This window comes from Pseudooceanicola marinus (assembly GCF_002786295.1).
Lineage (GTDB): Bacteria > Pseudomonadota > Alphaproteobacteria > Rhodobacterales > Rhodobacteraceae > Pseudooceanicola > Pseudooceanicola marinus.
This window is the reverse complement of record NZ_PGTC01000017.1, coordinates 187,955-214,835: the sequence shown is the minus strand read 5'-3', so window position 1 is coordinate 214,835 and position 26,881 is coordinate 187,955. Positions and strand designations below refer to the sequence as shown.

General features: G+C 67.6%; 23 protein-coding genes. 19 read left to right on the top strand and 4 right to left on the bottom strand.

Annotation, left to right across the window (positions count from 1 at the left end; genetic code table 11):
- The first annotated feature begins 133 nt into the window (after positions 1 to 133).
- The 4 genes from CVM50_RS12975 to CVM50_RS12960 are packed head-to-tail and all read left to right on the top strand — an operon-like array spanning position 134 to position 4,393.
- Positions 134 to 1,768: a L,D-transpeptidase family protein gene (locus tag CVM50_RS12975; protein ID WP_085886841.1), complete on the top strand. Its 1,635-nt coding sequence runs from the start codon at positions 134 to 136 to the stop codon at positions 1,766 to 1,768.
- Between the two features lie 29 nt (positions 1,769 to 1,797).
- Entirely contained in the window at positions 1,798 to 2,889 is a 1,092-nt protein-coding gene (lpxD, locus tag CVM50_RS12970; RefSeq protein ID WP_198431900.1) for a UDP-3-O-(3-hydroxymyristoyl)glucosamine N-acyltransferase, read from the top strand.
- A gap of 35 nt (positions 2,890 to 2,924) precedes the next feature.
- A complete protein-coding gene (locus CVM50_RS12965; protein ID WP_085886839.1) occupies positions 2,925 to 3,188 on the top strand; it encodes an acyl carrier protein in 264 nt (87 codons plus the stop codon).
- Complete coding sequence (locus CVM50_RS12960; protein ID WP_085886838.1) at positions 3,185 to 4,393, top strand: beta-ketoacyl-[acyl-carrier-protein] synthase family protein; 1,209 nt, start codon at positions 3,185 to 3,187, stop codon at positions 4,391 to 4,393. Before CVM50_RS12965 ends, CVM50_RS12960 begins: the two co-directional genes overlap by 4 nt.
- Before the next feature lie 197 nt (positions 4,394 to 4,590).
- Here the strand turns inward: CVM50_RS12960 and CVM50_RS12955 are convergent, their stop codons facing one another.
- Positions 4,591 to 5,205 (bottom strand): invasion associated locus B family protein, encoded by a 615-nt coding sequence (locus tag CVM50_RS12955; RefSeq protein WP_085886837.1) that lies wholly within the window; start codon positions 5,203 to 5,205, stop codon positions 4,591 to 4,593.
- A gap of 569 nt (positions 5,206 to 5,774) precedes the next feature.
- Here CVM50_RS12955 and CVM50_RS12950 point away from each other — a divergent pair.
- Together CVM50_RS12950 and CVM50_RS12945 are read left to right on the top strand one after the other, a co-directional pair.
- A complete protein-coding gene (locus CVM50_RS12950) occupies positions 5,775 to 7,322 on the top strand; it encodes a helicase HerA-like domain-containing protein (protein ID WP_085886836.1) in 1,548 nt (515 codons plus the stop codon).
- A 248-nt stretch (positions 7,323 to 7,570) separates the two neighbouring features.
- Positions 7,571 to 7,930: a hypothetical protein gene (locus CVM50_RS12945; protein WP_085886835.1), complete on the top strand. Its 360-nt coding sequence runs from the start codon at positions 7,571 to 7,573 to the stop codon at positions 7,928 to 7,930.
- Positions 7,931 to 8,107: 177 nt separating this feature from the next.
- Here CVM50_RS12945 and CVM50_RS12940 read toward each other — a convergent pair whose 3' ends face one another.
- Positions 8,108 to 8,332: a hypothetical protein gene (locus tag CVM50_RS12940; protein ID WP_085886834.1), complete on the bottom strand. Its 225-nt coding sequence runs from the start codon at positions 8,330 to 8,332 to the stop codon at positions 8,108 to 8,110.
- Positions 8,333 to 8,789: 457 nt separating this feature from the next.
- Here CVM50_RS12940 and CVM50_RS12935 point away from each other — a divergent pair, with 457 nt between their 5' ends.
- The 9 genes from CVM50_RS12935 (at position 8,790) to CVM50_RS12895 (ending at position 19,311) form a co-directional block, all read left to right on the top strand.
- Positions 8,790 to 9,827: an NAD(P)-dependent alcohol dehydrogenase gene (locus CVM50_RS12935; RefSeq protein ID WP_085886833.1), complete on the top strand. Its 1,038-nt coding sequence runs from the start codon at positions 8,790 to 8,792 to the stop codon at positions 9,825 to 9,827.
- A gap of 4 nt (positions 9,828 to 9,831) precedes the next feature.
- Positions 9,832 to 11,283 (top strand): xylulokinase, encoded by a 1,452-nt coding sequence (gene xylB / locus CVM50_RS12930; RefSeq protein ID WP_085886832.1) that lies wholly within the window; start codon positions 9,832 to 9,834, stop codon positions 11,281 to 11,283.
- Between the two features lie 248 nt (positions 11,284 to 11,531).
- Positions 11,532 to 12,416, top strand: a complete 885-nt coding sequence (locus CVM50_RS12925; protein ID WP_085886831.1) for an AraC family transcriptional regulator — start codon at positions 11,532 to 11,534, stop codon at positions 12,414 to 12,416.
- A gap of 109 nt (positions 12,417 to 12,525) precedes the next feature.
- A complete protein-coding gene (locus tag CVM50_RS12920) occupies positions 12,526 to 13,440 on the top strand; it encodes an ABC transporter substrate-binding protein (protein WP_085886830.1) in 915 nt (304 codons plus the stop codon).
- Positions 13,441 to 13,512: 72 nt separating this feature from the next.
- Entirely contained in the window at positions 13,513 to 15,015 is a 1,503-nt protein-coding gene (locus tag CVM50_RS12915; RefSeq protein ID WP_085886829.1) for a sugar ABC transporter ATP-binding protein, read from the top strand.
- Positions 15,005 to 15,979, top strand: coding sequence for an ABC transporter permease (locus tag CVM50_RS12910; RefSeq protein WP_085886828.1), 975 nt, complete (start codon positions 15,005 to 15,007; stop codon positions 15,977 to 15,979). The genes CVM50_RS12915 and CVM50_RS12910 overlap by 11 nt, the downstream gene beginning before the upstream one ends.
- Before the next feature lie 77 nt (positions 15,980 to 16,056).
- Positions 16,057 to 16,788, top strand: a complete 732-nt coding sequence (locus tag CVM50_RS12905; protein WP_085886827.1) for an SDR family oxidoreductase — start codon at positions 16,057 to 16,059, stop codon at positions 16,786 to 16,788.
- Between the two features lie 97 nt (positions 16,789 to 16,885).
- Positions 16,886 to 18,505 (top strand): FGGY-family carbohydrate kinase, encoded by a 1,620-nt coding sequence (locus CVM50_RS12900; protein ID WP_085886826.1) that lies wholly within the window; start codon positions 16,886 to 16,888, stop codon positions 18,503 to 18,505.
- 80 nt (positions 18,506 to 18,585) lie between these two features.
- Positions 18,586 to 19,311 carry an SDR family oxidoreductase gene (locus tag CVM50_RS12895; RefSeq protein ID WP_085886825.1) on the top strand — a complete coding sequence of 242 codons (726 nt, stop codon included), beginning with the start codon at positions 18,586 to 18,588 and terminating at the stop codon, positions 19,309 to 19,311.
- Between the two features lie 21 nt (positions 19,312 to 19,332).
- On the opposite strand, the gene CVM50_RS12890 is transcribed toward CVM50_RS12895, so the two are convergent.
- On the bottom strand, positions 19,333 to 20,202 hold the full coding sequence (locus tag CVM50_RS12890; RefSeq protein WP_085886824.1) for a LysR family transcriptional regulator: 870 nt from the start codon (positions 20,200 to 20,202) through the stop codon (positions 19,333 to 19,335).
- A gap of 111 nt (positions 20,203 to 20,313) precedes the next feature.
- Here CVM50_RS12890 and CVM50_RS12885 point away from each other — a divergent pair, with 111 nt between their 5' ends.
- Both CVM50_RS12885 and CVM50_RS12880 read left to right on the top strand, forming a co-directional pair.
- Complete coding sequence (locus tag CVM50_RS12885; RefSeq protein WP_198431899.1) at positions 20,314 to 21,357, top strand: YeiH family protein; 1,044 nt, start codon at positions 20,314 to 20,316, stop codon at positions 21,355 to 21,357.
- Between the two features lie 138 nt (positions 21,358 to 21,495).
- On the top strand, positions 21,496 to 22,395 hold the full coding sequence (locus CVM50_RS12880; protein ID WP_085886823.1) for a helix-turn-helix domain-containing protein: 900 nt from the start codon (positions 21,496 to 21,498) through the stop codon (positions 22,393 to 22,395).
- 75 nt (positions 22,396 to 22,470) lie between these two features.
- On the opposite strand, the gene CVM50_RS12875 is transcribed toward CVM50_RS12880, so the two are convergent.
- Positions 22,471 to 24,591 carry a TonB-dependent siderophore receptor gene (locus tag CVM50_RS12875; RefSeq protein ID WP_408634062.1) on the bottom strand — a complete coding sequence of 707 codons (2,121 nt, stop codon included), beginning with the start codon at positions 24,589 to 24,591 and terminating at the stop codon, positions 22,471 to 22,473.
- A 269-nt stretch (positions 24,592 to 24,860) separates the two neighbouring features.
- On the opposite strand from CVM50_RS12875, the gene CVM50_RS12870 reads away from it, so the two are divergent.
- A complete protein-coding gene (locus tag CVM50_RS12870; protein WP_085886822.1) occupies positions 24,861 to 25,850 on the top strand; it encodes an iron-siderophore ABC transporter substrate-binding protein in 990 nt (329 codons plus the stop codon).
- A gap of 24 nt (positions 25,851 to 25,874) precedes the next feature.
- Positions 25,875 to 26,876 (top strand): FecCD family ABC transporter permease, encoded by a 1,002-nt coding sequence (locus tag CVM50_RS12865; RefSeq protein ID WP_085886821.1) that lies wholly within the window; start codon positions 25,875 to 25,877, stop codon positions 26,874 to 26,876.
- Positions 26,877 to 26,881: the final 5 nt, after the last annotated feature.

Genomic DNA, 26,881 nt, shown 5'->3' with positions numbered 1-26,881 from the left:
GGGCAAAGCGTTTCCGCTATGCATCGCGCGAAAGGTATATTAACTGCCTGACCGAAAAGTGAGTGGACAGGTAACAGAGCCTGCCACAGCTTTGATTAAACAGATTTTTCGCCTGGCCCGGAGGGTTCTTTTCATGACGTCTCGGCAAACCGCTGCCCGTTTCCTGCGCCGCACTGCTGCGGCCGCGCTGATTGCCGGGGCCGCTGCGCTTTCGCTGCCGGCGCCCTCCGCCAGTGCGATGGAAGGGTTCGCCCTGACAGGGTTCAAGACCGCCGTGGCCGAGGCGGCCGCCCGGGATCGTGACCTGGCGGCCTTCTACCGCGCCCGCGATTTCGCCCCGATCTGGACCGGGGCAGGGGCCGAGTTCACCGCCCGCCGTGCCGCCCTGCTGGAAGCAATCCGCATGATGCCGCTGCACGGGCTGCCGGGCGACAAGGTAAATCCCGACGACCTGATGGCGCGCATGGCCGCTGCCGTCAGCGCCCGTGACCGGGGTCTTCTGGATGTGGAGTTGAGCCGGATCTGGCTGGACGTGGCCACGGATCTGCAGACCGGGATCCTGACGCCGGCACGGGTCGACAGCGAGATCGTGCGCGAGGTGCCGCTGCGCGATGCCTCGCAGTATCTGCAGGGGATCACCGGCCCGGCGCCGCTGAGCTTCGTCGCCGGCCTGCCGCCGCAGCGGGATGAATACCGTCGCCTGCTGCGCGCCCGCCTGAAGATGCAGGCGGAGATGGCCGCCGGGGGCTATGGCCCCGTGGTGCAGGCCAGCAAGCTGGAGCCGGGCGACCAGGGCCGCGCCGTGATCGCACTGCGCGACCGACTGGTGCGCATGGGTTACCTCGCGCCGCGCGCCTCGGCCCGCTACGATGCCGTGCTGGAAGCCGCCGTGCAGCAGTTCCAGCGTGACGCGGGCATCGAGCCCGACGGCGTCGTCGGGGCGAACACGCTGAAGGCGATCAACGTCAGCCAGGAAGAGCGCCTGCGCGCCATCACCGTCGCCATGGAGCGCGAGCGCTGGATCAACCGCCCCCTGGGCGAGCGGCACGTCTGGGTCAATCTGCCCGACATGCACGCCAAGCTGATCGACCACGGCGAAGTCGTGTTCAGCACCCGCTCGGTCATCGGCCGCGCCATGGAGGGCCGCCGCAGCCCAGAGTTCAGCGATGTCATGGAACACATGGTCATCAACCCGACCTGGAACGTGCCGCGGTCCATCGCCGTGAACGAATACCTGCCGCAGATGCAGCAGAACCCCTATGCTGCCGGCCACCTGAACCTGATTGATGCGCGCGGCCGCGTCGTGCCACGCGATGCGGTGGATTTCACCCAGTTCACCCGGGCCAACTTCCCCTTCGACATCAAGCAACCGCCGTCGACCAGCAATGCGCTTGGCCTGGTGAAGTTCATGTTCCCCAACTCGAACAACATCTACCTGCACGACACCCCGTCTAAGAGCCTGTTCAACCGCACGGTGCGCGCCTTCAGCCACGGCTGCATCCGCCTGCAGGATCCCTTCGATTTCGCCTACACCCTGTTGTCCTACCAGGAGAGCGACCCGCAAGGCGTCTTCCAGTCTAAGCTGCGCACGGGCCGCGAGACGCAGGTGGACCTGCGCGAGCCGCTTCAGGTGCACCTGGTCTATCGCACCGCCTTCACCGACACCCGGGGCCGGGTCCACTTCCGCGACGATGTCTATGGTCGGGACGCAAAGGTCTGGTCGGCGCTGGCCGCGGAAGGGGTGGTGCTGGATCAGGGGAACAGCTAAACCGGCCCGCAAAGGCGGGAAGGATCCTGATGGCTTATCGAATGGAAGAGATCGCCCGCGCCCTGGGCGGTGAGGTCCTGGGCGACGGCGCGCTTGAAATCGACAGCGTGGCGGAGCCCGCCGAGGCCGGCCCGCGGGATCTGGCGATCGCCATGAAACCCGAATTTGCCGAAGGGCTGGCCAAGGGCCGCGCCCGCGCCGCCCTGCTGTGGGAGGGCGCGGACTGGACCGAACATGACCTCGACGCCGCCATCCTCGTGGCGCGGCCCCGCATGGGGCTGGCCGCCGTCACCCGCCTGCTGGATCCCGGTGCGGGCTACGGTTCTGGCATCCACCCCATGGCCTGCATCGAAGAGGGCGCCGAGTTGGGCGAGGGCGTCAGTGTCGGCCCCTTCGCGGTGATCGCCCGCGGGGCAAAGATCGGCGCGGGATCGGTCATCGGGCCGCAGGTCCACGTGGGCTGGGAGGCCCAGATCGGTGCGGGCGCGCTTCTGCATGCCGGCGTGAAGATCGGGCCGCGTGCCCGGATCGGTGCGCGGTTTACCGCCCACCAGGGCGCGGTGATCGGCGGCGACGGATTCAGCTTCGTCACGCCCGAGGCCGGGGCGGTGGAAGAGGCGCGCGGCACCCTTGGTGGCGAAAGCCATGCCAAGGCCCAGGCCTGGGAACGCATCCACAGCCTCGGGGCCGTGGAGGTAGGCGATGACGTTGAAATCGGCTGCAACGCCTGCATCGACGCGGGCACGGTGCGCGCCACGCGCATCGGCGACGGTTGCAAGATCGACAACCTCTGCCAGATCGGTCACAACGTGACCGTGGGACGCGACTGCCTGATGGCCTCCGGCGTGGGGGTCGCCGGCTCCACCCGGATCGGCAACAACGTCGTTCTGGCCGGACGCGTGGGCGTGTCGGACAACATCTTCATCGGAGACGGGGTGGTTGCGGGCGGCGCCTCGATCATCCTGACGAACGTGCCCGCAGGTCGCGTGGTCATGGGCTATCCGGCAGTGAAAATGGATACCCACGTCGAGACTTACAAGGCGCTGCGCCGCCTGCCACGGCTGCTGAAACAGGTATCCGAGTTGCAGAAAGCGGTTTTCAAGCCGGGTCAGAACGACTAGATCAGCGGCAAGCCATCCAGAGGGGGATCGGGTCCATGGCGGACATCAGGCAGAAGGTCATCGAGATCATCGCGGAGCAGGCCGTGCTGGAGCCCTCCGACGTCAAGATGGACAGCACGCTGGAAGATCTGGGGATCGACTCCCTGGGGCTGGTGGAAAGCATCTTCGCCATCGAGGAAGCCTTCGACATCCAGGTGCCCTTCAACGCGAACGAACCCGAGGAAAGCGACTTCGACATCTCCAACGTCGCTGCCATCGTCGCGGGCGTTGAAAAGCTGGTGGCGGAACAGAAGGCGTGAAGCGGGTCGTCATTACCGGCGCGGGCACGATCAATGCCCTGGGCCATGACGTGCCCGAAACCCTCGAGGCGATGCGCGAGGGCCGCTGCGGCATTGCCGAACTGGACGTGCGCGACGCCGACCGTCTGTTGGTCAACATCGGCGCGCAGGTAAAGGGATTCTCCTCCGAGGGGTTGTTCAACCGCCAGCAGATGGCGCTGTACGACCGTTTCACCCAATTCGCCCTGGTCGCCGCGCGCGAGGCGATCGCGCAGTCGGGCCTCAGCTTTGCCGGGGAACTGGCGCACAAGACGGGCGCGATCCTGGGCAACTCCGGTGGTGGCATGACCACCATCGACGAGAACTACCGCTCGGTCTACGAGGAGGGGAAGAACCGGGTTCACCCCTTCGTCGTGCCGAAGCTGATGAACAACGCCGCCGCCAGCCATGTGTCGATGGAGTTCAACCTCAAGGGCCCGACCTTCACGGTCAGCTCGGCCTGTGCTTCGTCGAACCACGCAATGGCCCAGGCCTTCCAGATGGTGCGCACGGGCATGAGCCCGGTGATGGTCACCGGCGGGTCCGAATCCATGCTGTGTTTCGGTGGCGTGAAGGCCTGGGAAGGCATGCGGGTCATGTCGAAATCCGGCTGCCGGCCGTTCAGCGCCAACCGCAACGGCATGGTGCAGGGCGAGGGGGCAGGCGTCTTCGTCTTCGAGGACTACGATCACGCCCGCGCGCGTGGCGCGGAGATCCTGGCCGAGGTCGCGGGCTTCGCCATGTCCTCGGACGCGACGGACATCGTGATGCCGTCGAAACAGGGCGCCGCTCGGGCGATTTCCGGGGCCCTGCGCGATGCGCGCCTGAACCCGGAAGACGTGCAGTACATCAACGCCCATGGCACCGGCACCGCGGCCAACGACAAGACCGAAAGCGCGGCGGTGGCCGATGTCTTCGGGCGTCACGCGGATACGGTGATGCTGTCGTCCACCAAGTCGATGCACGGCCACCTGATCGGCGGCACCGGCGCCGTGGAGCTGCTGGCCTGTATCATGGCCCTGCGCGACGGCGTCGTGGCACCGACGATCAACTACGAAGAGCCCGACCCTGAATGCGCGCTGGACGTGGTGCCGAACGAGGCCCGCGAGGCCACGGTCGACGTGGCCCTGTCGAACGCCTTCGCCTTTGGCGGGCTGAACGCCGTGCTGGCCCTGAAGCGGGTCTGAGCACCGCGCCTGCGCCCGCAGCTGTGCGCCGCTTTCCAATTCCCAGATCGAGAGAGCTGCCAGCGGCACGCGCCGGACGCCGGGCGGATCGGACCTCGCTCTAGCCTGGAGTCGTGTCGTGCACCGGACGCAGAACGTAAAACGCCGCGCCTGTTCAGGGCGCGGCGTTTCCGGGTCCGGGGTGTCCGGAGATCCGATCAGTTCTCGGACGGCTCGGCGGGCTCGGCGGCGGGCTGGGCGGCCGCCGTCGGCACGGTCACCTGCTCGAAGGCGGCGGTGAAACCGGTCAGGGACAGGCTCATCGGCACCTCGACGTCAGGGGCGGCGAAGGGACGGATGGTCAGGTTCGCGGTGCTGCCAGCCTTGAAGGCGTCCAGGTCTGCCTGGCTGAAGCCCACGCGCGCCACGCAGCCGGCGCGGTTGCAGGTGGTGAAGTTGTAGACTTTGTCCTCGTTGCCATCGACATTGATGCGCAGACCCGCGGGCAGAAGGGTTTCCAGCGGCACCATGATGTTGGCACCGGCCACGGCCTGCGATCCTTCGGGCGTCTTGAAGAAGGAGGCCGTAGCAATCGGGTTGCCGTCGTCCTGGGTCATCAGCTGGGTCATCTGGCAAGGCTCGTCCTCGCCGGTCTCCGTCTTGATGCACTCGACGGTCCAGTCGCCGACTTCTTCCTTCGCGTAGCTCTGACCGGCCTGCGGCTCAGCCGGGGCCGTCTCGGCGCCCATGTCGAGGTCATCCTGGGACAGGGCAGGGCCGGCGAGCAGGGTCGCGGCCAGCAGGGCGGTCGAGAATTTGGTAATAGAACGCATGACGGGTCCTGTTTCGATAATTGCTTCGTCGCCCGCTTAGCACGGGCGTGCCCGGTTGTCAGTCCCCCCGTCCGGGCCGGTGCCGCGGAATTGGGCATGCTCTGGCCGGTGCGCCGGCGTATTGGCGCGCAGGGGCGTCGTGGCGCAGGCTGTGAGGCCCGGGGCACGGTCAATTTGCAGGAGGGAGGGCGAGGGCCGGAAAAAGGGGCCCGAAACGGACCCCTCTTCCCAATTTTTATGCTCCCCGTCGGACTGGCCGACTTGTATTTGAAGTCACGCTAGGCGGTTTGCGGGGGGTAGTCAACACGGAAATATGACACTCCGATTGCAGCCCGTGAGCCCGCGTCGCGGTGCCTCAAATGCGTGCAGGGCGCGGAGAGACCGCGTGGCGGCGGGAGGGAAAAAAGCCGCGCCCCGAGGAGCGCGGCCAGTCTGACAGGGAGGAAGTCTGTCCCTCGCCCAAAGGACATGAGACGAAGAACAGGAGGACAGGCTGGCATCATTTGGTTAAGCGAATATTCTCAACCGTGCGCCGTTGGCGCCTTTGTCTGGAAATGCGGGGGAAAAGCATGGACGACTTGAATGGCATTTTCATCGGGGGCGCGGGCCCGGAGCGGCGTGACCCGCAGTACCTGGGCCTGGACTATGCCAACCGTCACGGGCTGATCGCCGGCGCCACGGGCACGGGCAAGACCGTCACCCTGCAGATCATGGCGGAGGAATTCTCGGCCCAGGGGGTGCCGGTCTTCCTCGCGGACGTGAAGGGCGACCTGTCGGGGCTCGCCAAGGCGGGCGATCCGGCGGGCAAGCTGCACAATGCCTTCATGAGCCGGGCGATCTCCATTGGCTTCGACGACTTCGACTATGCCGCCTTCCCGGTGATTTTCTGGGATCTCTTCGGGACCCAGGGGCACCCGATCCGCACCACGGTCAGCGAGATGGGGCCGCTGCTGCTGGCACGGTTGATGGAGCTGAACGACACACAGGAAGGCATCCTGAATATCGCCTTCCGCGTCGCTGACGAAGAGGGGCTGGCGCTGCTGGATCTGAAGGACCTGCAGGCGCTGCTGGTCTGGCTGGGGGAGAACCGCAAGGAGCTGTCGCTGCGCTACGGCAATATCTCCACCGCCTCTATCGGGGCGATCCAGCGTCGTCTGCTGGTGATGGAAACCGAAGGGGCGGCGCAGATGTTCGGCGAACCCGCGCTGGAACTGCGCGACCTGATGCGCCGCGACACCGACGGGCGCGGCGCCATTTCGGTGCTGGCCGCCGACAAGCTGATGCAGACTCCGCGCCTCTATGCCACATTCCTGCTGTGGCTGCTGTCCGAGCTCTTCGAGGAACTGCCCGAGGTCGGCAACCCCGACAAGCCCAAGCTGGTCTTCTTCTTTGACGAGGCGCATCTGCTGTTCGACGACGCGCCCAAGGCCCTGCTGGAGAAGGTGGAACAGGTCGCGCGGCTGATCCGCTCGAAGGGCGTCGGCGTCTATTTCTGCACCCAGAACCCGGCCGATGTGCCCGACGACGTGCTGGGCCAGCTGGGCAACCGGGTGCAGCACGCCTTGCGCGCCTTCACCGCCAAGGACCGCAAGGAGCTACGCCTGGCCGCCCAGACCTACCGCGACAACCCCGCGTTCGACATCGAGGAGGCCATCACCCAGGTGGGGACGGGCGAGGCCGTGACCTCCTTCCTGGAAAAGAAGGGCGTGCCGGGGATCGCGCAGAAGACCCTGATCCGCCCGCCCAGTTCGCAGCTTGGGCCCATCACCGAGGCCGAGCGGCGCGATGTGATGGCCGTCTCGCCGGTGGCGGCGCAATACGACCGCGCTGTCGACCGCGAAAGCGCCTATGAGATCCTGGCCCGCCGCGCCAGCGCCGCCGCGAAAGAGGCCGAGGAGGCTGAGCGTCGCGAGGCGGAGCTGGAAGCGCGAGAGCGCGAAGAGCGTGAGCGCCGCCGATACACGACCTCGCGCCGGTCGTCGCGCTCCTCTCGGGACAGAGGTCTGGGCGCGGACCTGGGCGCGGCCTTGCAGAAGGCGGTGATCCGCGAACTGTCGGGCACCACCGGCAAGCGCATCGTGCGGGGCATCCTGGGCAGCCTGTTCCGCGCCCGATGACCCGCTGTCAGCGCGCCGCGCCGCGCCGCTGGAGAGAAAGTGAAGAATTTTTCCGGGAAAAAGGAAACTCCCTTGGCGCGGGCTGCGTATGTGCGCGTAGGAGTGGTCGTGCGGCCTCCTGGCCGGGTTGATCCGGCGCGATGGATTGCGGAGGATCCGGCCACCATCCCCGGCCCCTTTAAACTGGGGCCGGAGACCGGGAAGTACAGGGCCGTTGATCGGCACACTGGGGAAGGAGCGCAGGTCGCGTGACCTCTGACGAGAAGACCATTCTGTCCGCCGAGCTTGCCCTCGGCCTCCTGCAGGGGGCCGAGCGTGAAGAGGTGGAAACTGCCGTGATGGTCGATCCGGAGATGCGCGAGGCGCACCGGCGCTGGACCGAGCATTTCGCCGGCCTGGTCCTGCGCGAACCGGGGCCCGATCCCGTGCCCGGCCCGCAGGTTCTTGCGGGTATCGAGGCGACGCTGTTCGGTGCCGCCGAAGAGGCGGAGGCGCAGGGGCAAAGCTGGTGGGACTGGCTGCGGGCGCCCGAGAACCGTGGGCTGGTTCTGACCGTGGGCGCGGCGAAGGTCGCGCTGCTGGCCTGGATCCTCTACCTCTTCCTCTAGAGCATCCGCGCGCGATTGCGCTTTCGCCGGAACGCTCCGCCGGCGGGCCGCCGTGCCCGCGCCCTGGTGACACGTTGCGAAACCATCATGTCACCCGAAACACATCATCCGCATGGCCTGTGCAGACTAGCGATGATGTCTGTCAATCTGTCGGAGGAGACCCCAAGCGACCTGCGGTCAGCTCTGGCTACGGGCCGGGGTGCCACCGTCGTCCAGCGCGCGACCGATGTAGGGCACGATCAGCATGGTGCCTATCAGGGTGGCCACGAGCGCGACACCGAGGATCTGCAGGTGCGCCGTCACCCCCTGCGACAGCGCATAGGCGGCAATGGCCACCAGCGGGATATGCAGGAAGACGGCGCAGACGAATTGCACGCGGCGTTTCACGGTCTGGGCTGGCATCGGTCAGGCCTCCACGGCTAGGTCTGGTCTTGGCGGTCACTATGACCTGTCCGAAGGGGCCAGATCAAGCGCAAGGCACGCTCCGACAGCCGTTGCAGACGGTCAAAAAGGGATAAGACGCATGCCCGTTCGGACAGGGTTGCTCTGGCGCTGGCGGGCCGTGCAGGCGCGGATCGCCGATCGGGCAGCGGAGGGCGCCTGCGTTGATTTGTGCGCTGCCTGCCTCCGCCTTGCGCGAATCGTACCAGCCGCAGTGCGGCGAAGGTCGCAGGCGAACCCCGGAAAACGCCGGTTCTGCGCGGATCCGGAAGATCGGCTGATAGGATTTTTCCGCCGCAGTGCAAAAGTTGGCGCAGTCGTCGGGTTTTGATTTACAACCCCCGCGATGGCCTTCAGCACAGGTGCGGGGGGCTGCGCGGCTCACCCGCGTCTGGACGACAAGAGGGAGGAGGCCAGAATGAAGGCTCTGGTTCTTGAAGAGAAGGGCAGGCTGGCCCTGCGTGATTTCGACATCCCCGGCACGCTCGGGCCGAAGGATGTGCGGATCAAGACCCACACGGTGGGGATTTGCGGGTCCGACGTGCACTACTACACCCACGGCAAGATCGGTCACTTCGTGGTGAACGCGCCCATGGTGCTGGGGCACGAGGCCTCCGGCGTGGTGCTGGAGTGTGGCGCCGAGGTCACCGATCTGAAGCCGGGTGATCGTGTCTGCATGGAGCCGGGCATTCCCGATCCGACCTCGCGCGCGTCAAAGCTGGGCATCTACAACGTCGACCCCGCGGTGCGGTTCTGGGCCACGCCCCCGATCCACGGCTGCCTGACGCCCGAGGTGATCCATCCTGCCGCCTTCACCTACAAGCTGCCCGAGAGCGTCAGCTTCGCCGAAGGGGCGATGGTCGAACCCTTTGCCATCGGCATGCAGGCGGCGCTGCGCGCGCGCATCCAGCCGGGGGACGTCGCCGTGGTCACCGGGGCAGGGCCCATCGGGATGATGGTGGCCCTGGCCGCGCTGGCGGGCGGCTGTGCCAAGGTGATCGTCACCGACATGGCGCAGCCCAAGCTGGACATCATCGGCGCCTACGACGGGATCGAGACGGTGAACATCCGCGACACCCCGGCGGCAGAGGCCGTGGCGCAGGCGACCGAAGGCTGGGGCGCCGACGTGGTCTTTGAATGTTCGGGCGCGGCGCCGGCCATCCTGGGCGTGGCCGACCTGGCCCGGCCAGGGGGCGCCATCGTCCTGGTCGGCATGCCGGTCGACCCGGTGCCCGTCGACATCGTCGCCCTGCAGGCCAAGGAGCTGCGGATCGAGACGGTCTTCCGCTATGCCAATGTCTATGACCGGGCGATCGCGCTGATGGCTTCGGGCAAGGTCGACCTGACGCCGCTGATCTCGGGCACGATCCCCTTCGAGGACAGCATCGCCGGTTTCGACCGCGCGGTCGAGGCGCGCGAGACCGACGTGAAACTTCAGATCGCGATGCCGGAGTAACGCCATGTACCTGGGACTTGATCTTGGCACCTCGGGCATCAAGGCGATGCTGGTGGACGATGAATTCAACATGGTGGCCGTGGCCCATGCGCCGCTGAGCGTCTCGCGCCCGCACTCGGGCTGGTCCGAACAGGACCCGGACGACTGGATCGCGGCGACCGAGGCCGTGCTGGGCAAGCTGCGCAACGATCACCCCGGCGCCCTGGCGAAGCTTCAGGGCATCGGCCTGTCGGGCCACATGCACGGAGCGACCCTGCTGGATGCCTCCGACAAGGTGCTGCGCCCGTGCATCCTTTGGAACGACGGCCGTTCGGGCGCGCAATGCGAGACGCTGACGGAACGGGCCGATTTCCACGGCATCGCGGGCAACCTGGTTATGGCCGGGTTCACCGCGCCGAAACTCCTCTGGGTGGCCGAGAACGAGCCGGAGATCTTCGCGCAGACCGCCAAGGTGCTGCTGCCCAAGGACTACCTGCGCCTGTGGCTGACCGGCGAATACATGAGCGAGATGTCCGACGCCGCCGGCACCCTCTGGCTGGACGTCGCCGCGCGTGACTGGTCGGATGAGCTGCTGGCCGCGACGGGGCTGGAGCGGTCGCAGATGCCGGGGCTGGTCGAAGGCTCCGACGTGTCGGGCCACCTGCGCCCCGAACTGGCCGAAGCCTGGGGCGTGGGGCAGGTGCCCGTGGCGGGCGGCGCCGGCGACAATGCCGCCACCGCCTGCGGCATGGGCGTGATGGAGCCGGGCACCGGCTTCCTGTCGCTTGGCACCTCCGGCGTGCTTTTCGCCGCAACCGACCGCTACCAGCCCAACACGGGCGACGCGGTGCATACCTTTTGCCACGCGATCCCCGACACCTGGCACCAGATGGGGGTCTTCCTGTCGGCCACCGATTCCCTGACCTGGCTGTCGGAGATCACCGGCACGCCGGTGCCCGAGCTGGCCTCTCTGGTGCCGGAAAAGGTCGAGGCGCCCGCGCGGGTGACCTTCCTGCCGTACCTGTCGGGCGAGCGGACCCCGCTGAACGACCCGTCGGCCTCCGGCGCCTTCCTGGGGCTGCGCCGCGACGTGGATCGCGCCGAGATGGTGCAGGCAGTGATGGAAGGGGTCGCCATGGCCTTTGCCGACTGCGTGCGCGTGCTGGGCAAGGCCGGCACCGGGCTGGAGGCGGCCTATGCCGTCGGCGGCGGCGCCCGGTCCCGCGCCTGGCTGGAGCTGATGGCCTCGATCACCGGGCTGCGCCTGCTGCTGCCGCGTGACGGGGACTACGGGGCAGCCTTCGGTGCGGCGAAACTGGCAGCGGCCGCGGCGCTTGGCCGTCACGACGCCACGGTCTTCGGACCGCCCGAGGTCGGCGAGGAGGTCTTGCCTGATGCCAGGCTGACGGAGGCCTACGCGAAAAAGTATGAGATCTATCGTGCGGCTTACCCGGCGTTAAAGGCATTGAACGTCTGAGTTCTCAAGGGATTGAATTTCCTTCTTTATTGAAAAGCGGTGGGTTTCCGCTGCGATGCGGCGTCACTCCGGTGACGCCGCTTTGCGTCTGTGTCCCGGATTTGCTCAAAACCGCAGGGATAGAATTCAAAAAAGTATCGGTGAAGGTTTCAAACTGATGTAGAGGCCCGGGGCGCTGGCAGTTACTCTGACCGGTACGAAAAGGGGCTGTCCGGAGGAGACCGGCATGCCGCCCGGAGGAGAGCTTGATGCAACCCGATCTGGAACTGGTGCACGTGCGCAAGGGCGAGAGTTTCGCCGCGTGGATGCACGGCTACCCGTTCCGCACGGTGCGTTGGCACTACCATCCAGAATATGAGATCCACCTGGTCGTCGATACCCACGGCACCTTCTACATCGGCGACCACATTGGCAGCTTCGGCCCCGGTCAGCTGATCATGACGGGGCCCAACCTGCCGCAGAACTGGATTTCCGACATCGAGCCGGGGCAGGTGGTGCCCGAACGCTCGCTGGTCATCCAGTTCCCCGAAGCTTTCATCGAATCCGCGATGGACGCCATGGCCGAGATGGAGGCGATCCGCCCGCTGCTGGACCGAAGTCACCGCGGGTTGCTGTTCGACGAGGCGACGGCCGCGCGGATCAAGCCGCTGATGGTCGACCTGATCGAGGCCACGGGCCTGCGCCGCCTCAGTCTCTTCTGGCAGGTGCTGGACATCCTGGCGCGCGCGCCAGAGCCCGAGGTGCTGGCCAGCCTGAGCTATGAGCTCGATCTGGCCGAGCTGAACGAAAGCGGCGTCAACCGGGCCATCGCCTACCTGCGCGAGAACCTGACCGAGAACATCGACGAACGGGACCTGGCGGCGCTGGTGAACCAGAGCCAGAGCGCCTTTTCCCGCGCCTTCAAGCGGCACACCGGATCGACCCTGGTGCGCTATAAGAACCAACTTCGGGTGGATCTGGCCTGCCAGATGCTCCTGACCCGACCGGAGGCCAAGGTGGCCGAGATCTGCTACGATGTCGGCTTCTCCAACCTCTCCAACTTCAACCGTCACTTCCTGAAACTGAAAGGCATGTCGCCCTCGCAATTCCGCACCACCTTCGCCGCGAACGGGGTCTTCTCGACGACGGAGTAGGGGCTGCGGGCAGGGCCTGTCCGACAAACGATTTTCACGAATTCGGGCGGCGAGGTGCCGCCCGGAAACAGGCAGGTCTTCCCTGCCGCCACCTTGGGAGGAAACTCAGATGCAAAAATATCTCGGAGCTGTTTCGGCAGCCGCACTCGCCCTCACCGCCGCCGCCCCCGCCATGGCGCAGGACGATGGTCTGAAGATCGGCATGACGTTCCAGGAGATGAACAACCCCTACTTCGTCTCCATGCAGGAAGCCCTGATGGAAGCGGCCGACGACCTGGGCGCGGAGGTCGTGGTGACCGACGCAGGTCATGACGTGGCCAAGCAGATCTCTGACGTCGAGGACATGCTGCAGCAGGACATCGACATCTTGCTGCTGAACCCGACCGACAGCGCCGGCATCGAAGCCGCGGTGCGCATGGCCAAGGACGCCGGCGTGATCGTCGTGGCCGTCGACGCCAATGCCAACGGCCCGGTCGACACCTTCGTCGGCTCCAAGAACCGCGACGCCGGCTACCAGTCCTGCAAGTATCTGGCCGAAGAGCTGGGCGGCGAGGGCGAAGTGGCGATCCTCGACGGCATCCCGGTCGTGCCGATCCTGCAGCGTGTCGAGGGCTGCGAAGCGGCCTTCGCGGAATACGAAGGCATCGAGCTGGTCACCACCCAGAACGGTCGTCAGGACCGCTCCGTCGCGCTTGGCGTGGTCGAGAACATGATCCAGTCCAACCCGAACCTGGCCGGCATCTTCTCGGTCAACGACGGTGGTGCCATGGGCGCGCTGGCCGCGATCCAGGGCTCGGGCCGCGATATCAAGCTGACCTCGGTCGACGGCGCCCCCGAAGCGGTGGCTGCCATCGCCCAGGGCACGCCCTTCATCGAGACCACCGCGCAGTTCCCGCGCGACCAGGTCCGCGTCGGCCTGGCCATGGCGCTGGCCCAGAAATGGGGCGCCCGCGTGGTTCCCACCGAAGTGCCGATCGACGTGCGTGTCGTCGACGCCTCCAACGCCGAAGACTTCAGCTGGTAAGCTGAGCTTCCCGGAAGCCCCCGTGCCCAGGCGCGGGGGCTTTCCCCCCAAAGACCCAAGCGGAGAGGCGTCATGCTGCAACTCACCGGCATCAAGAAGAAGTTCGGCAACATCCAGGTGCTGCACGGCGTCGATCTGAACGTCCGCGCGGGCGAGGTGCACGCCCTGCTGGGCGAGAACGGCGCCGGCAAGTCGACGCTGATGAAGATCCTCACCGGCATCCTGCAGCCGACGGAGGGCACAATCCGCATCGAGGGCGAGGAGCGCAAGTTCGCCAATTACGACGAGGCGATCGAGGCCGGCATCGGCATCGTCTTCCAGGAATTCAGCCTGATCCCGCATCTGACCGCGGTCGAGAACATGTTCCTGGCACGAGAGATGAAGAACAAGCTGGGCCTGCTGGACCGCCGCACGATGCGCGCGCGCTCGAAGGAAATCCTGGCCCGGCTGGAGGTCGACCTGCCGCTGGACGTGCCTATCACCAAGCTGTCGGTGGCCGAACAGCAGTTCGTCGAGATCGCCAAGGCCCTCTCGCTGAACGCCCGCATCCTGGTGCTGGACGAACCGACCGCCACGCTGACCCCGTCGGAGGTCGAGCACCTGTTCAAGGTGATGCGCGAGCTGCGCAAGCAGGGCGTCGCGATCATCTTCATTTCCCACCACCTGGAAGAGATCTTCGAGATCTGCGACCGCATCACCGTGCTGCGCGACGGCGAGTTCGTCGGCGACTGCAACGTGTCGGACGTGGACAACGACCGGCTGGTCGAGATGATGGTCGGCCGCCGGATCGAGAACAGCTTTCCCGAGAAGCCCGGGCCGCGTCCCGGCGCCAAGGTCATGCTGGAATGCGAAGAGGTGCAGCTGCGCAAGAACGGCCCCGTGTCGCAGTTCGAGCTGCGCGAGGGCGAGATCCTGGGCTTTGCCGGCCTGGTCGGCTCGGGCCGCACCGAAACAGCGCTGGCCATGCTGGGTGCCTTCCCCGCGACCCGCTGCAAGGTGCTGGTCGATGGCGAGGAGACGCGGTTCCGCGAACCCGCCGAGGCGCTGGCCCACGGCATCGGCCTGCTGCCCGAAAGCCGCAAGGAACAGGGGCTGATCACCAGCTTCTCCATCCTGCAGAACATTTCGCTGAACAACTACGGCAAGTACCGCAAGTACCACTGGTTCATCGACCTGAAGAAGGAGATGGCCGCCAGCGAGGCCGCCATGGCCCAGGTCCGCGTGAAGGCGCAGGGCGCCACGGCGCGCGTCGACACGCTGTCGGGCGGCAACCAGCAGAAGGTGGTCATTGCCCGCTGGCTGAACCACCAGATGAAGGTACTGATCTTCGATGAGCCGACGCGCGGCATCGACGTTGGCGCCAAGGCCGAGATTTACCAGCTCATGCGCGAATTCACCGCGAAGGGCTACGCCATCATCATGATCTCTTCCGAATTGCCCGAGGTGATCGGCATGTCCGACCGGGTCTGCGTCTTCCGGCAGGGTGGCATCGTCGCCACCGTCGAAGGCGACAGCATCAATTCCGAGGAAATCATGACCCATGCCACGACCGGGAGGGTCCAGAATGTCGCATAACGCAAACACCGCCGACAGCGGCAAGAAGGGGGGGATCAGCTTCGGCTGGATCCTCCATTCTCCGCTGGCCCTGCCGCTGATCGGGCTGATCGTCGTCTCGATCCTGATGGGCTTCGCCTCCGAGAACTTCTTCTCGGTGTCCAACATCATGAACGTGCTGCGACAGGTTTCCATCGTGGGGATCCTGGCCGTCGGCATGACCTTCGTCATCCTGACCGGCGGGATCGACCTGTCGGTGGGTGCCGTGATGGCGCTGGCGGGGACGATTGCCGCCGGGCTGATGGTCAATACCGGGCTGCCGGGCTGGATCGCGCTGCTGGCCGGGCTGGGTGTCGGCATGGGCCTTGGGCTGTTCAACGGGGCGCTGGTCGCCTGGGGCCGGATGCCCGCGATCATCGTGACCCTGGCTACCATGGGCATCGCCCGTGGCTTCGGCCTTCTTTACTCGGGCGGCTACCCGATCTCGGGCATCCCGTCCTGGATTTCCTGGTTCGGCATCGGCCGCGTCGGCATCGTGCCGGTGCCCGTCATCGCCATGGTGGTGATCTACGCCCTGGCCTGGGTGCTGCTGCAACGCACCCCCTTCGGGCGCCATGTCTACGCCATCGGTGGCAACGAGCTGGCGGCGAAGCTGTCGGGTGTGAAGACCCAGTGGGTGAAACTGGCCGTCTACGGCATCTCCGGCCTGACCTCGGCCCTGGCCGCGATCATCCTGACGGGCCGCCTGATGTCGGGTCAGCCCAATGCCGGCGTGGGCTTCGAGCTGGATGCCATCGCCGCGGTCGTCCTGGGCGGCACCGCCATCGCCGGCGGGCGCGGGCTGATCCTGGGCACGCTGATCGGCGCGATCCTTCTGGGGATCCTGAACAACGGCCTGAACCTGATGGGCATCAACCCCTACATGCAGGACGTCATCAAGGGCGCGATCATCCTGCTGGCCATCTACATCGGCCGCGAATGGTAAGGCGGCACGCCCCGGGGCCTGGCCTCCGGGGCGGCCGTCTCGCGCGCTGAGCTTCTCATTGTCTTAGGAGAAAACGAATGTCTGAATCTCTGGACGGCAAGGTCGCCGTGGTCACCGGGGCGGCCTCCGGTATCGGGCTGGCTGCCGTGGAAATGCTTCTGGGGCGCGGCTGCACCGTCGTCATGGTCGACTGGAACCAGCAGGCGCTGGACGATCTGGTCGCCCGCCTGGGCGAGCGGGCCATCCCCCAGGTGACCAACCTGCTGGACGCCGACAGCTGCGACGCCATGGTCCCCGAGATCCTGCAGAAGGTCGATCACATCGACATCCTCTATTGCAACGCCGGGGCCTACCTCGGTGGCGATTTCTGGGAGGCGGAGAGCGCGGCGATCGACAAGATGCTGAACCTCAACGTCAACGCCGTGATGAAGAACATCAACGCGGTCATGCCCCATATGATGGAGCGCAAGGCCGGCGACATCGTCGTGACCAACTCCATCGCCGGTCATTATCCGGCCTACTGGGAGCCGGTCTATTCCGGGTCCAAATGGGCGATCACCAGCTTCCTGCAGGGCATCCGCCGACAGATGATCCCCTACGGCGTGAAGGTCGCGCAGATCTCGCCCGGTCCCGTCGTCTCCGCCCTGCTGGCCGACTGGCCGGAGGAGAACCTGCGCAAGGCCAAGGAGGCCGGCGCACTGATGGATCCCGAAGAGGTGGCCGAGGCGCTGGAATTCATGCTGACGCGCAAGCGCCAGGTGACCGCGCGCGACATCATCATCATGCCGACCGCTTTCGAGCGGATGTGATCCTGCCGCGCCCGGGTCCATCCCCCGGGCAGACGGGATAGAGGCGGTGCGGGAGCCTCACCCCCGCGCCGCCCCGTGAACTTGAGGAGGAAGATCCATGGCGGATCTGTTCATCGGCGTTGACGTGGGCACCGGCTCCGCCCGGGCCGGGGTCTTCGACGCGGCGGGCGCACTGCTGGCCACCGCGAAACGCGACATCGACATGCACCGCAACGATGCGGGCCACGTCGAGCAAAGCTCGGCCCAGGTCTGGGAGGCCGTCTGCGCCTCGGTCCGCGAGGCCATGGGGCAGGCGGGGGCCGCGCCGTCCGCAGTGCGTGGCATCGGCTTCGACGCCACCTGTTCGCTGGTGGTGCAGGGGGCCGAAGGTGGCCTGCCTGTGGGCGATCCCGATCACCCGGAACGCGACATCATCGTCTGGATGGACCACCGGGCGCTGGATCAGGCCGCGCGGATCAACGCGGGCCAGCATGACGTGCTGAAATACGTCGGCGGCCGCATCTCCCCCGAGATGGAAACGCCGAAGCTGCTCTGGCTGAAGGAGAACCGTGCCGAGGTCTACGGCGCGGCCCGGCATTTCTTTGACCTGACCGATTTCCTGACCTGGCGCGCCACCGGCGCGCTGGACCGCTCGGCCTGCACCGTGACCTGCAAGTGGACCTACCTGGCCCATGAGGATCGCTGGGACCCCGACTATTTCAGCGCCATCGGCTTGGGCGACCTGGCCGACGAGGGCTTCGCGCGGATCGGTGCCAGCGTCGTCCATCCGGGCACCGCGCTCGGCGCCGGGCTGACCGAGGAGGCCGCCGCTTCCCTGGGCCTGGCGCCCGGCACCGCCGTGGCCGCCGGCTTGATCGACGCCCACGCGGGCGGGATCGGCACGGTCGCGGCCAGCGGAGGGGCAGGGGATGCGACCCACTGCCTTGGCTACGTCTTCGGCACCTCCTCCTGCACCATGACCACCACCGCCGACCCGGCCTTCGTGCCCGGCGTCTGGGGGCCCTACTATTCGGCCATGGTGCCGGGCATGTGGCTGAACGAGGGCGGGCAGAGTGCCGCCGGCGCCGCCATCGCCCAGCTGGTCACCCTGCACCCGGCCACTGCGGAGGCCGAACGCCTGGCGCAGGCTGCGGGCAAGGGTCTGGTGCCCTACCTCGCCGACCGCGCGCTGGAACTGGCGGGCGACCCGTCCGAGGCCGTGCGCCTGGCCAAGGGCTTGCATGTGGTGCCCGAGTTTCTCGGCAACCGTGCCCCCTTCGCCGATCCGCAGGCCCGCGCCGTGATCGCGGGGCAGGGGATGGAACAGGGTGTCGACAGCCTCGTCGCGCTCTACGTCGCGGGGGTCTGCGGGCTGGGCTACGGCCTGCGGCAGATCATCGAGACGCAGGCGGCGCACGGCGCGCCGATCGACACGATTTCCGTCTCTGGCGGGGCGGGCACCCATGCGCTGACCCGGCAGATCCTGGCCGACGCCACGGGCCACCCGGTGGAGGTCACCGAATGCGCCGAGCCGGTCCTGCTGGGCTCTGCCATGCTGGGGGCCGTGGCCGCCGGAGCGCAGCCGGATCTGCAGACGGCCATGCCCGCGATGTCGCGCATCGCCGCCACCTGCCAGCCGGCGGGGGGCGCCATCGCGGCTCTGCACGGCGCGCGCAACGACGCCTTCCTGGCCCTGCAACGCACCGCCCGCGACATCCGCCAGGCCGAGGCCGGCTGACCCGCCGCGCCTCTTTCGCACAGGGCTTTCTAATAAGGGACGCCTCACCCTCGTCCGCCACAGCACAAGGATCCGAGATCATGCAATTCTCCGGCAAGACTGTCATCATCACCGGCGCCGGCAAGGGCATCGGCCGCGCCTGCGCCACCCTGATGGCCGCCCGTGGCGCCCAGGTCGTCGCCCTGACCCGCACCCAGGCCGACCTCGACAGCCTGGAGGCGGAGATCGGCAGCCGCTCCGTCCAGGTTGACCTGCAGGATCCGGAGGCGACCCGCGCGGCCATGGCCAAGGCCGGACCGGCGGACTTCCTGATCAACAGCGCGGGGGTGAACGTCTTGGAAAGTACGCTGGAGATGTCTGATGCGGGCTACGAGGCGGTGATGGGCATCAACCTTCGCGCCGCCCTGATCGCCTGTCAGGAGTTCGGGCGCGCCCGTGTCGCCGCCGGCGGTGGCGGGGCCATCGTCAACATCACCTCCATCGCCGGTCATCGCGGCTTCCCCGACCACCTGTGCTACGCCGCCTCCAAGGCCGGGCTGGAGGGCGCCAGCCGCGTCATGGCGAAGGAACTGGGCCCGCATGGCATCCGCGTGAATTGCGTCGCGCCCACCATCACCCTGACCGAACTGGCCGCCGCCGCCTGGGCGGACCCGGTGAAATCCGAGCCGATGATGGTGCGCCATCCGGTCAACCGCTTCGCCGAGGCGGAAGAGGTGGCCGAAAGCATCGCCATGCTGCTGTCGTCCGACGCGGGTATGGTCACCGGCGCGGTCCTGCCGGTCGATGGTGGCTTCCTGGCGGTCTGATCCGGCTCAGGACGCGGCGTTCTACGTCCCGTCCAGCTGGTCCAGAAAGGCCTGCACCGCCCGGCTGAGGTGGTGATCGCGGTGGCGCAGGGCGAAGAAGGGGCGCGGCGGCAGCACCAGCCCGCAGTCGTGCAGCGCCCCGGTCGCCAATGACCGCGCGACCACCAGCGCCGACAGGATCGTCACCCCGGCGCCGGCCTCCACCGCCGACATCACCGCCTCGTTCGAGGGCAGCACCAGCCCGGCGCTGCGCCGGGGCAGGTCGAGGTCAAGCGCCGCCAGTGCCGCCTCGGCGCTGGAACGGGTGCCGGAGCCGGGTTCGCGCAGCACCCAGTCGGCCTGGTCGAGCGTCTCCGGCGTGATCTTCCCGGCCAGATCCGCAGCACAGACCAGGCGCAGCTGGTCCTCCCCGATCCGGCGCTTTTCAAGGCGCGGGTCTTCGACCTCTCCCTCCACCAGCGCCAGGTCGAGACGGCCCTGCAGCACGTCCGCCGTCGCCTCGCGCGTGTTGCCCAGATCCAGGCTGATCTCGATCCCCGGATGGAGGGCGCGAAAGGCGGCGATGCGCGGCGGCAGCCAGTAGCCCGCGATGGTCTGGCTGGCCACCAGCCGCAGGTGGCCGCGCGCCAGGCCGCGGGTGTCGGCCAGCATTGCCTCGGCCTCCGCCAGGCGGGCGAGCACGGCGCGGGCCTCCGGCAGGAAGGCGCGCCCGTCTTCGGTCAGGACGATGCCGCGTCCGATCCGGTCGAACAGGGTCACATCATGGCGCGTCTCCAGCGCGGCGATGGCCGCCGAGGCGGTAGATTGCGTCATGTTCAGCGCGCGGGCGGCGCGGGTGACGTGCTGCATCTCCGCCACGGTGACGAAGACGCGCAGCTGTTCCGGGGTCATGGCGGGCCTCATTAATCGCAATATACGATCATTATCACAAAACCATTTCGTTTGAAGGATGGATCACCAATCGTCAGTCTTGGGCATGACCGCACCCAAGGAGCCGTTCCCGTGTCCCATGTCCTGACCGCCCCCGACGCCGTGGCGTCCGCCCCCTGTCGGGGGCGGGCCCTGCTGCCGGGGCTGGTCCTGGCGGCGGTCGTGGCCGGGGTCGCGGCGCTTCTCGGGCGGGCCGAGACGGCACTGTTCGGGATGCAATGGCTGGACCCGCTGGTGCTGGCGATCCTGCTGGGGGCCTTGGTTCGCACAGTCTGGGGGCTGCCCGTCCGGGCGCAGGCGGGCAGCGACTTCGCCGCGCGGCGGGTGCTGGAGCTGGCAATCGTCCTGCTGGGCGCCTCGGTCAGCGCGCGGACCCTGCTGTCTGTCGGGCCGGACCTGCTGGCGGGGATCGTGGCGCTTGTCGCGCTGGCGGTGCCGGGGGCCTTCCTTCTGGGCCGGATGCTGCGCCTGCCCTGGCGCATGGCGCTGCTGATCGCCTGCGGCAACGGCATCTGCGGGAATTCCGCCATCGCCGCGGTGGCCCCGGTGATTGGCGCGCGGCGCGAGGATGTCAGCGCGGCCATCGCCTTCACCGCGGTGCTGGGGGTGGCGGTGGTGCTGGGCCTGCCGCTGGTCGGACACATGGCTGGCCTGGGCGCGGTGGATTACGGGATCCTATCCGGCTTGACCGTCTATGCCGTGCCCCAGGTCCTGCCGGCGGCGGCGCCCCTGGGGGCGGCGGCGGTGCAGATCGGCACGCTGGTGAAACTGGTGCGGGTGGTGATGTTGGGGCCGGTCTGCCTGGTCCTGTCCATGCTGCCCGGAGGGCGGGGCGCGGCGCCCGCCGGTTCGATGGTGTCTCGCCTGATCCCGCCGCTTTTCATCCTGGGTTTCCTGGCGATGGCCGGCCTGCGCTCTGCCGGGGCGATCCCTGCGGCAGCGCTGCCGCCACTGGAACAGGGGGCCTCGGCCCTGACGCTGCTGGCCATGGCGGGGCTGGGCCTGGGCGTGGATGCCCGCGCCGTGCTGGCCGCCGGGCCGCGCGTCGTGGCGGCGGTTGTGCTGTCGCTGTCGGGGCTGATCCTGTTGGCGCTTGCGCTGATCGCCTTGCTCTGACGGGGCGGCCCGGGCCGCGTGTCTTGCGGGTCCTGCCGCTTTGCTCTAACTCTCTGTCCCCAGCCACCGGACGCGGCGCGACCGCCCCCGGCAGCCATCCCCGATCCCATCCCTCCGCCTTGCCCCAGGACCCGTCCGATGCCGTTTCTGCATGCCATGACCTGTCGCACCGAAGGCATCCACAGCACCGCGCCGGTGCGCTGGCGGGCGTTCGAGAGCATGTGTGCGGTCTTCTGGGAGGCCCATGGCGACGCGGGCGCGACGGGCTATTACACCTCGCCCGATCCGCGCATCATCCTGTTCTTCAACGATGTCTCTGGCCATATCCGCATGGGCGAGGGGGCGCGGTCGCGGGCAGAGGCCTCGCGCCCCATGCTGCGCGCCGTCTTCGCCCCCGCCGGCACGCCGATGTGGACCCGTTTTACCTCCGCCCATGACTTCTCCCACCTCGATCTGCACCTGGAACGCAGCTGGCTGATCGAACGCCTGACGCCGCTGATCGGCGCGGAGGAAACCCTGTCGGTCCTCTCCCACCCGGTCGAGGTGCAGGACATCGGCGCCCTTGCCGCCATCGGCGAGGCCCTGCGGGATGAGGTCTTCGCGCCCTCGCGCCACCCGGTCTTCGCCGAGAACCTGGCGCTGACCCTGCTGACCGGATTGGTGGAACTGCCCGAACAGGAGGACCGTCAGGTCCTGCACGCAGGCGGTCTGACGCCGGCGCAGATGCGCCGCATTCGCCAGCTGTTCGAGGCTGAGGGGGGCGCGCGCATCAGCAATGCCACCCTGGCCGAGGCCGTCGGCCTGTCGCCCAACTGGTTCAGCCAGGCCTTCAAGAAGACCACCGGGAAGACCCCCGTGCAGTGGCAGCAGGAGCACCGGATCGGCCGCGTCAAGGAAGCGCTGCTGATCGAGGATTGCTCGCTGACCGAGGTGGCCTCGCGGTTCGGCTTCTCCGACCAGGCGCATCTGACCCGCGTCTTCCGCCAGCATGAGGGCACGACCCCCGCCGCCTGGCTGCGCGACCTGCGCGCCCGTTGATCCCCGAGACCTGCGCCGTAACGAAAAAAGCCCACCCCCGAAGGGATGGGCCCGATCTGTTGCCGCAGGGGCGTGTTACCAGGACTTCGCCAGGGTCACCGCGATCTCGCGGCCCGGGTTGTAGTAGTCCGTGGTGGCAGAGCCCACGACGTGCTGTTCATCGAAGAGGTTCGACACGTTCAGGCGCAAGTCGGTCTGATCGGCCACCTCGTAGCTGACCGAGGCGTCGAACAGCAGCGCGTCATCGCTTTTGCCGGTGTTGAGGGCATCGTAGTAGTAGGACCCGATGTAGCGCGCCCCCAGACCCAGGGTCATGTCACCACGACGGCCCGCACCGGGCAGCGTGTAGGTGCCGTAGACCGAGGCGATGGTTTCCGGGACCTGCACGAAACGGTTGCCGTTGAGGGAAACGACAGTGCCGTCGCTTAGTTTCAGAGAGCCTTCGGTCACCTCGCTGTCCAGGTAGGAATAGGAGGCCATCAGGGTGAAGCGGTCGGTCATTTCCATCCGCGCTTCCAGGTCGATGCCGCGGACGCGGTTTTCACCGACGGTCTGACGGTCGATCCCGCCCCCGGGCTGAACCACGGCGATGCTGACATTGTCGCGCGTCAGGTCGTAGACCGAGGCGGAGAACAGCGCGTTGGAGCCGAGGGGGGCGTATTTCACGCCGATCTCGTACTGCTCGCCGCGTTCCGGGGTGGTGCCGATGCGGGGCGGAGCCACGGATTCCACGTAGGAGGCGTAGGCGGAGACCTCATCGGTGAACTTGTAGGTCAGCGCCGCGCGCATGGAGGTTTCGTCGAAGTCGTCGCTGCCGGTGGCGCTTTCCAGGTCCAGCCAGTCGCGGCGCAGGCCAATCGTGCCGATGATGCGATCATCGAAGGACAGGTTCTGCGTCACGAAGAGCGCCCGGGTGCTCTGTTCGGTCTCGTCCGAGGTATAGGGCGCGGGGTTCACCGGCCCGCCGGTGTAGACCGGGTCGGTGACGTCGATGGCGCCGGCATCGCCGTAGATCGACGCGGAGCTGGTTTCGGCCTCGCGGAATTCCAGGCCGGCCAGGGTGTTGCTTTCAAAACGGCCGAAGGCGGCGTCGTACTGTACGATGACGTTGCCGATCCATTCCTCGGCATGGCTGTCGGTGCCGTAGAAATCACGATCCACCATGTCGCCGACGCGTCCGGCCGCATCGGTCAGGTAGACGTAGCCGAAGTTGTCGTCGTAGTCGCTGTAACGCAGGTTGGCGTTCAGCTTCAGCCCGTTCATGAACTCATGTTCGAACATCAGGGTGCCGCTGGTGCGCTCGACCTCGTGGAAGTTGAAGTCGGGCTCGCCGAAGAAATCATCGCGGCTGTACTCCCGGTCCAGCGGGTAGCCACCGCTGTTCGGGGTGCCGTCGCGATCCACGTGGTCGATGACCAGGCTGAGGCGCGTGTAGTCGGTGGGTTCCCAGGCGATGGACCCCATCAGCAGGGTCTGGTCGTCCTGCGAGTGATCGTATTCCAGATCGCTGTCCTGGCGCCGCGCGGTGACGCGGTAGGCCAGCGTGCCCGCCTCGTTCAGCACGTTGCCGAAGTCGACGCCGACCTCCTTGTGATCGAAGGAGCCGAAGGTCAGGTAGCCGGTGCCGAAGCTCTCGAACTTCGGGGTCTTGGAGACGAAGTTGATCGACCCGCCCGGATCCGCCGGCCCGAAGAGGGTGGAGTTGGCGCCGCGCAGCACCTCGACCCGTTCGTAGGCATAGGGGTCTTCGCGCATGCCGCGCATCGTGCCCAGGGTCATGCCGTCGCGGTAGGTCGTGGCGCTGAAGCCGCGGATCTGCACGTAGTCGTTGCGGTCGTCGGTGCCGTAATAGTCGGTGTGGATGCCGGGCGAATACTGCAGCACCTCTTCCAGCGTATCGGCATCGCGCATCTCGATCTCCTTCTCGGTGATGACCGAGACGGAGGCGGGCGTGTCCTGGATGCTGGTCGCGACCTTCCCGCCCACCGACATTTCGCGGGCGACGGTGTTGTCGGCGTCGTCATCGGCCTCGGCGGTGCCATCGACGTGGATGGGCGAGAGGCGGAAGGCGCCGTCATCCTCCTGGGCGGCCTGCTGGGCCAGCGCGGGATGGGCGGCCAGAAGGGCGAGGGTGGCGCAGCCGGCGCGCAGCAGCGTGGCGCGTCTCGGGGCTGTGGAAACGGGGAACAGGGTCAACTCGGGGAGCTCCTTCGTGACATGAGAGGGCAGGATGGCTGGCCGAGGCGGAGGCGTCGGAATGGCTGCGGGCCGAAGCGGGAGTGAAGCCGTCGGTCACGGCACGGGGATCTAGCGACTGGATCTCAGCCCGTATAGAATAAACTTACGCATTTTGTCGGAATTACCGCCTAAGCGCCGGGAAACCCTGTGGCAGGGCGCGCCGGATGCTTGCTCTGCTGGGGTTTGGCACGTATCTGAGCGAAAAAGTAAACATTGGAGGCCCCGTCATGCGCCTGTCTCGCCGCGCCCTTTGCCTGTCTTCGCTGGCCCTTGGTCTGACCGCCCTAGCGCCGGCCGCCATTGCGCAGGAGTTTCCGCTGCGGGTTGCCCATGCCTATGGCGAGACGGTGATCCCGGCCAGGCCGCAGCGCGTGGCGACGGTCAGCTGGGCCAACCACGAGGTGCCTCTGGCCCTGGGCGTTGTGCCCGTCGGCATGGCGGCGGCGAATTTCGGCGATGCGGATGGTGACGGGGTGCTGCCCTGGGTGAAGGCCGCGTTGGATGACCTGGGCGCCGAGGTGCCGCGTCTATACGATGAGGGCGACGGGATCGACTTCGAGGCCGTGGCGGCAACCCAGCCCGACGTGATCCTGGCCGCCTATTCCGGGCTCAGCCGGCAGGACTACGACACCCTGTCGATGATCGCCCCGGTGGTCGCCTTCCCCGAAGGACCCTGGGCCACCGGCTGGCGCGACATGATCCGCCTGAATGCCGCCGGCATGGGAATGGCCGAGGAGGGCGCGGCGCTGATCGGCAGGATCGAGGGAGAGATCGCCGCGACCCGTGCCGCCCATCCCGAGTTCGAGGGCAAGACTGCGATGTTCGTCACCCACCTGTCGCCCACGGACCTCAGCCGGATCTCCTTCTACACCGACAACGACCCGCGCGTGCGCTTCTTCCATGACCTGGGGCTTAAGTCGCCCGCCTTCATCGCCGAGACCGCCGAAAGCGGTGCCTTCGCCGGCGAGATCAGCGCCGAGCGGATCGATCTGCTGGACGACGTGGACCTGCTGGTGACCTACGGTGGAGAGGATCTGCGCGCAGGGCTGGCGGAGAATGCGCTGACGGCGCATCTGCCGGCGGTGGCCAAGGGCGGGCTTGTCCTTCTGGGCAACGATGCCATGGGCACGGCGGCCAATCCCACGCCGCTGTCACTGCCCTGGGTGCTCAATGACTACGCCGCGCAGCTTTCCGCAGCGCTGGCCGGGGCGGAGTGATCCGACCGGCATGAGGATACAGCGATGACAGGGACGCGGGCGCAGAGCCGCAGGGCGATGCTGGGCCTCGCCGCGCTGGTCCTGCTGACGGCGATGCTGTCGGTGGGCCTGGGCGCGCGTGGCGTGGCGCTGGCCGACATCCTGTCGGCGCTGCAAGGTCAGGCTGAGACCATCGGCCAGGCCGCCGTCGCCGCCCGCATCCCGCGCACTGTCATGGCCCTGCTGGCCGGGGCGGCCCTTGGGCTGGCCGGGGCCGCGATGCAGGGCGTGACCCGCAACCCGCTGGCCGATCCCGGGCTTCTGGGCGTCAACGCGGGCGCGGCGCTGGCCATCGTCATCGGCATCGCCTGGTTCAACTTCGACAGTGCCGCGCTTTATATCGGGACCGCCGTGCTGGGTGCGGGTGTCGCCGGCGTCGTCGTCTACCTGATCGCGGCGCTTGGCGCCGGGGGCGCGACACCGCTGAAGCTGGCCCTGTCAGGGGCGGCTGTCACCGCCGCGCTGGTGTCCTTCACCACCGCCGTCGTCCTGCCGCGGGCCGACATCGGCGGTCTGGTGCAATCCTGGCTGGTCGGCGGTGTGGGGGGCGCGACGTTTTCGCAGATCACCCCGGTGCTGCCAGCGCTGGTGCTGGGCGGGGTGATCGTGCTGGCTTCGGCCCGGCGGTTGAACCTGCTGGCCTTGGGTGAGGAAGCGGCAACGGGCCTCGGCGAAAGCGTGGCGGTCGCGCGGGCCATGTCCGCGGGCGGTGCGATCCTGCTCTGCGGGGCGACTACAGCGGCCTGCGGGCCCATCGGTTTCGTAGGCCTCGTGGTGCCGCACGCCTGCCGCGCTATCCTCGGCGGCGACTACCGCCGCGTGCTGCCCGCCTCCGCGCTGACCGGCGCGGCGCTGCTGACCGGCGCTGACGTGCTGGGCCGCCTCGTCGCCCGCCCGTCCGAGATCGACGTGGGCATCGTCACCGCGCTGATCGGCGGGCCGGTCTTCATCTGGATCGTGCGGCGCGGCCGTGTGGCGGCGCTGTGAGCGAG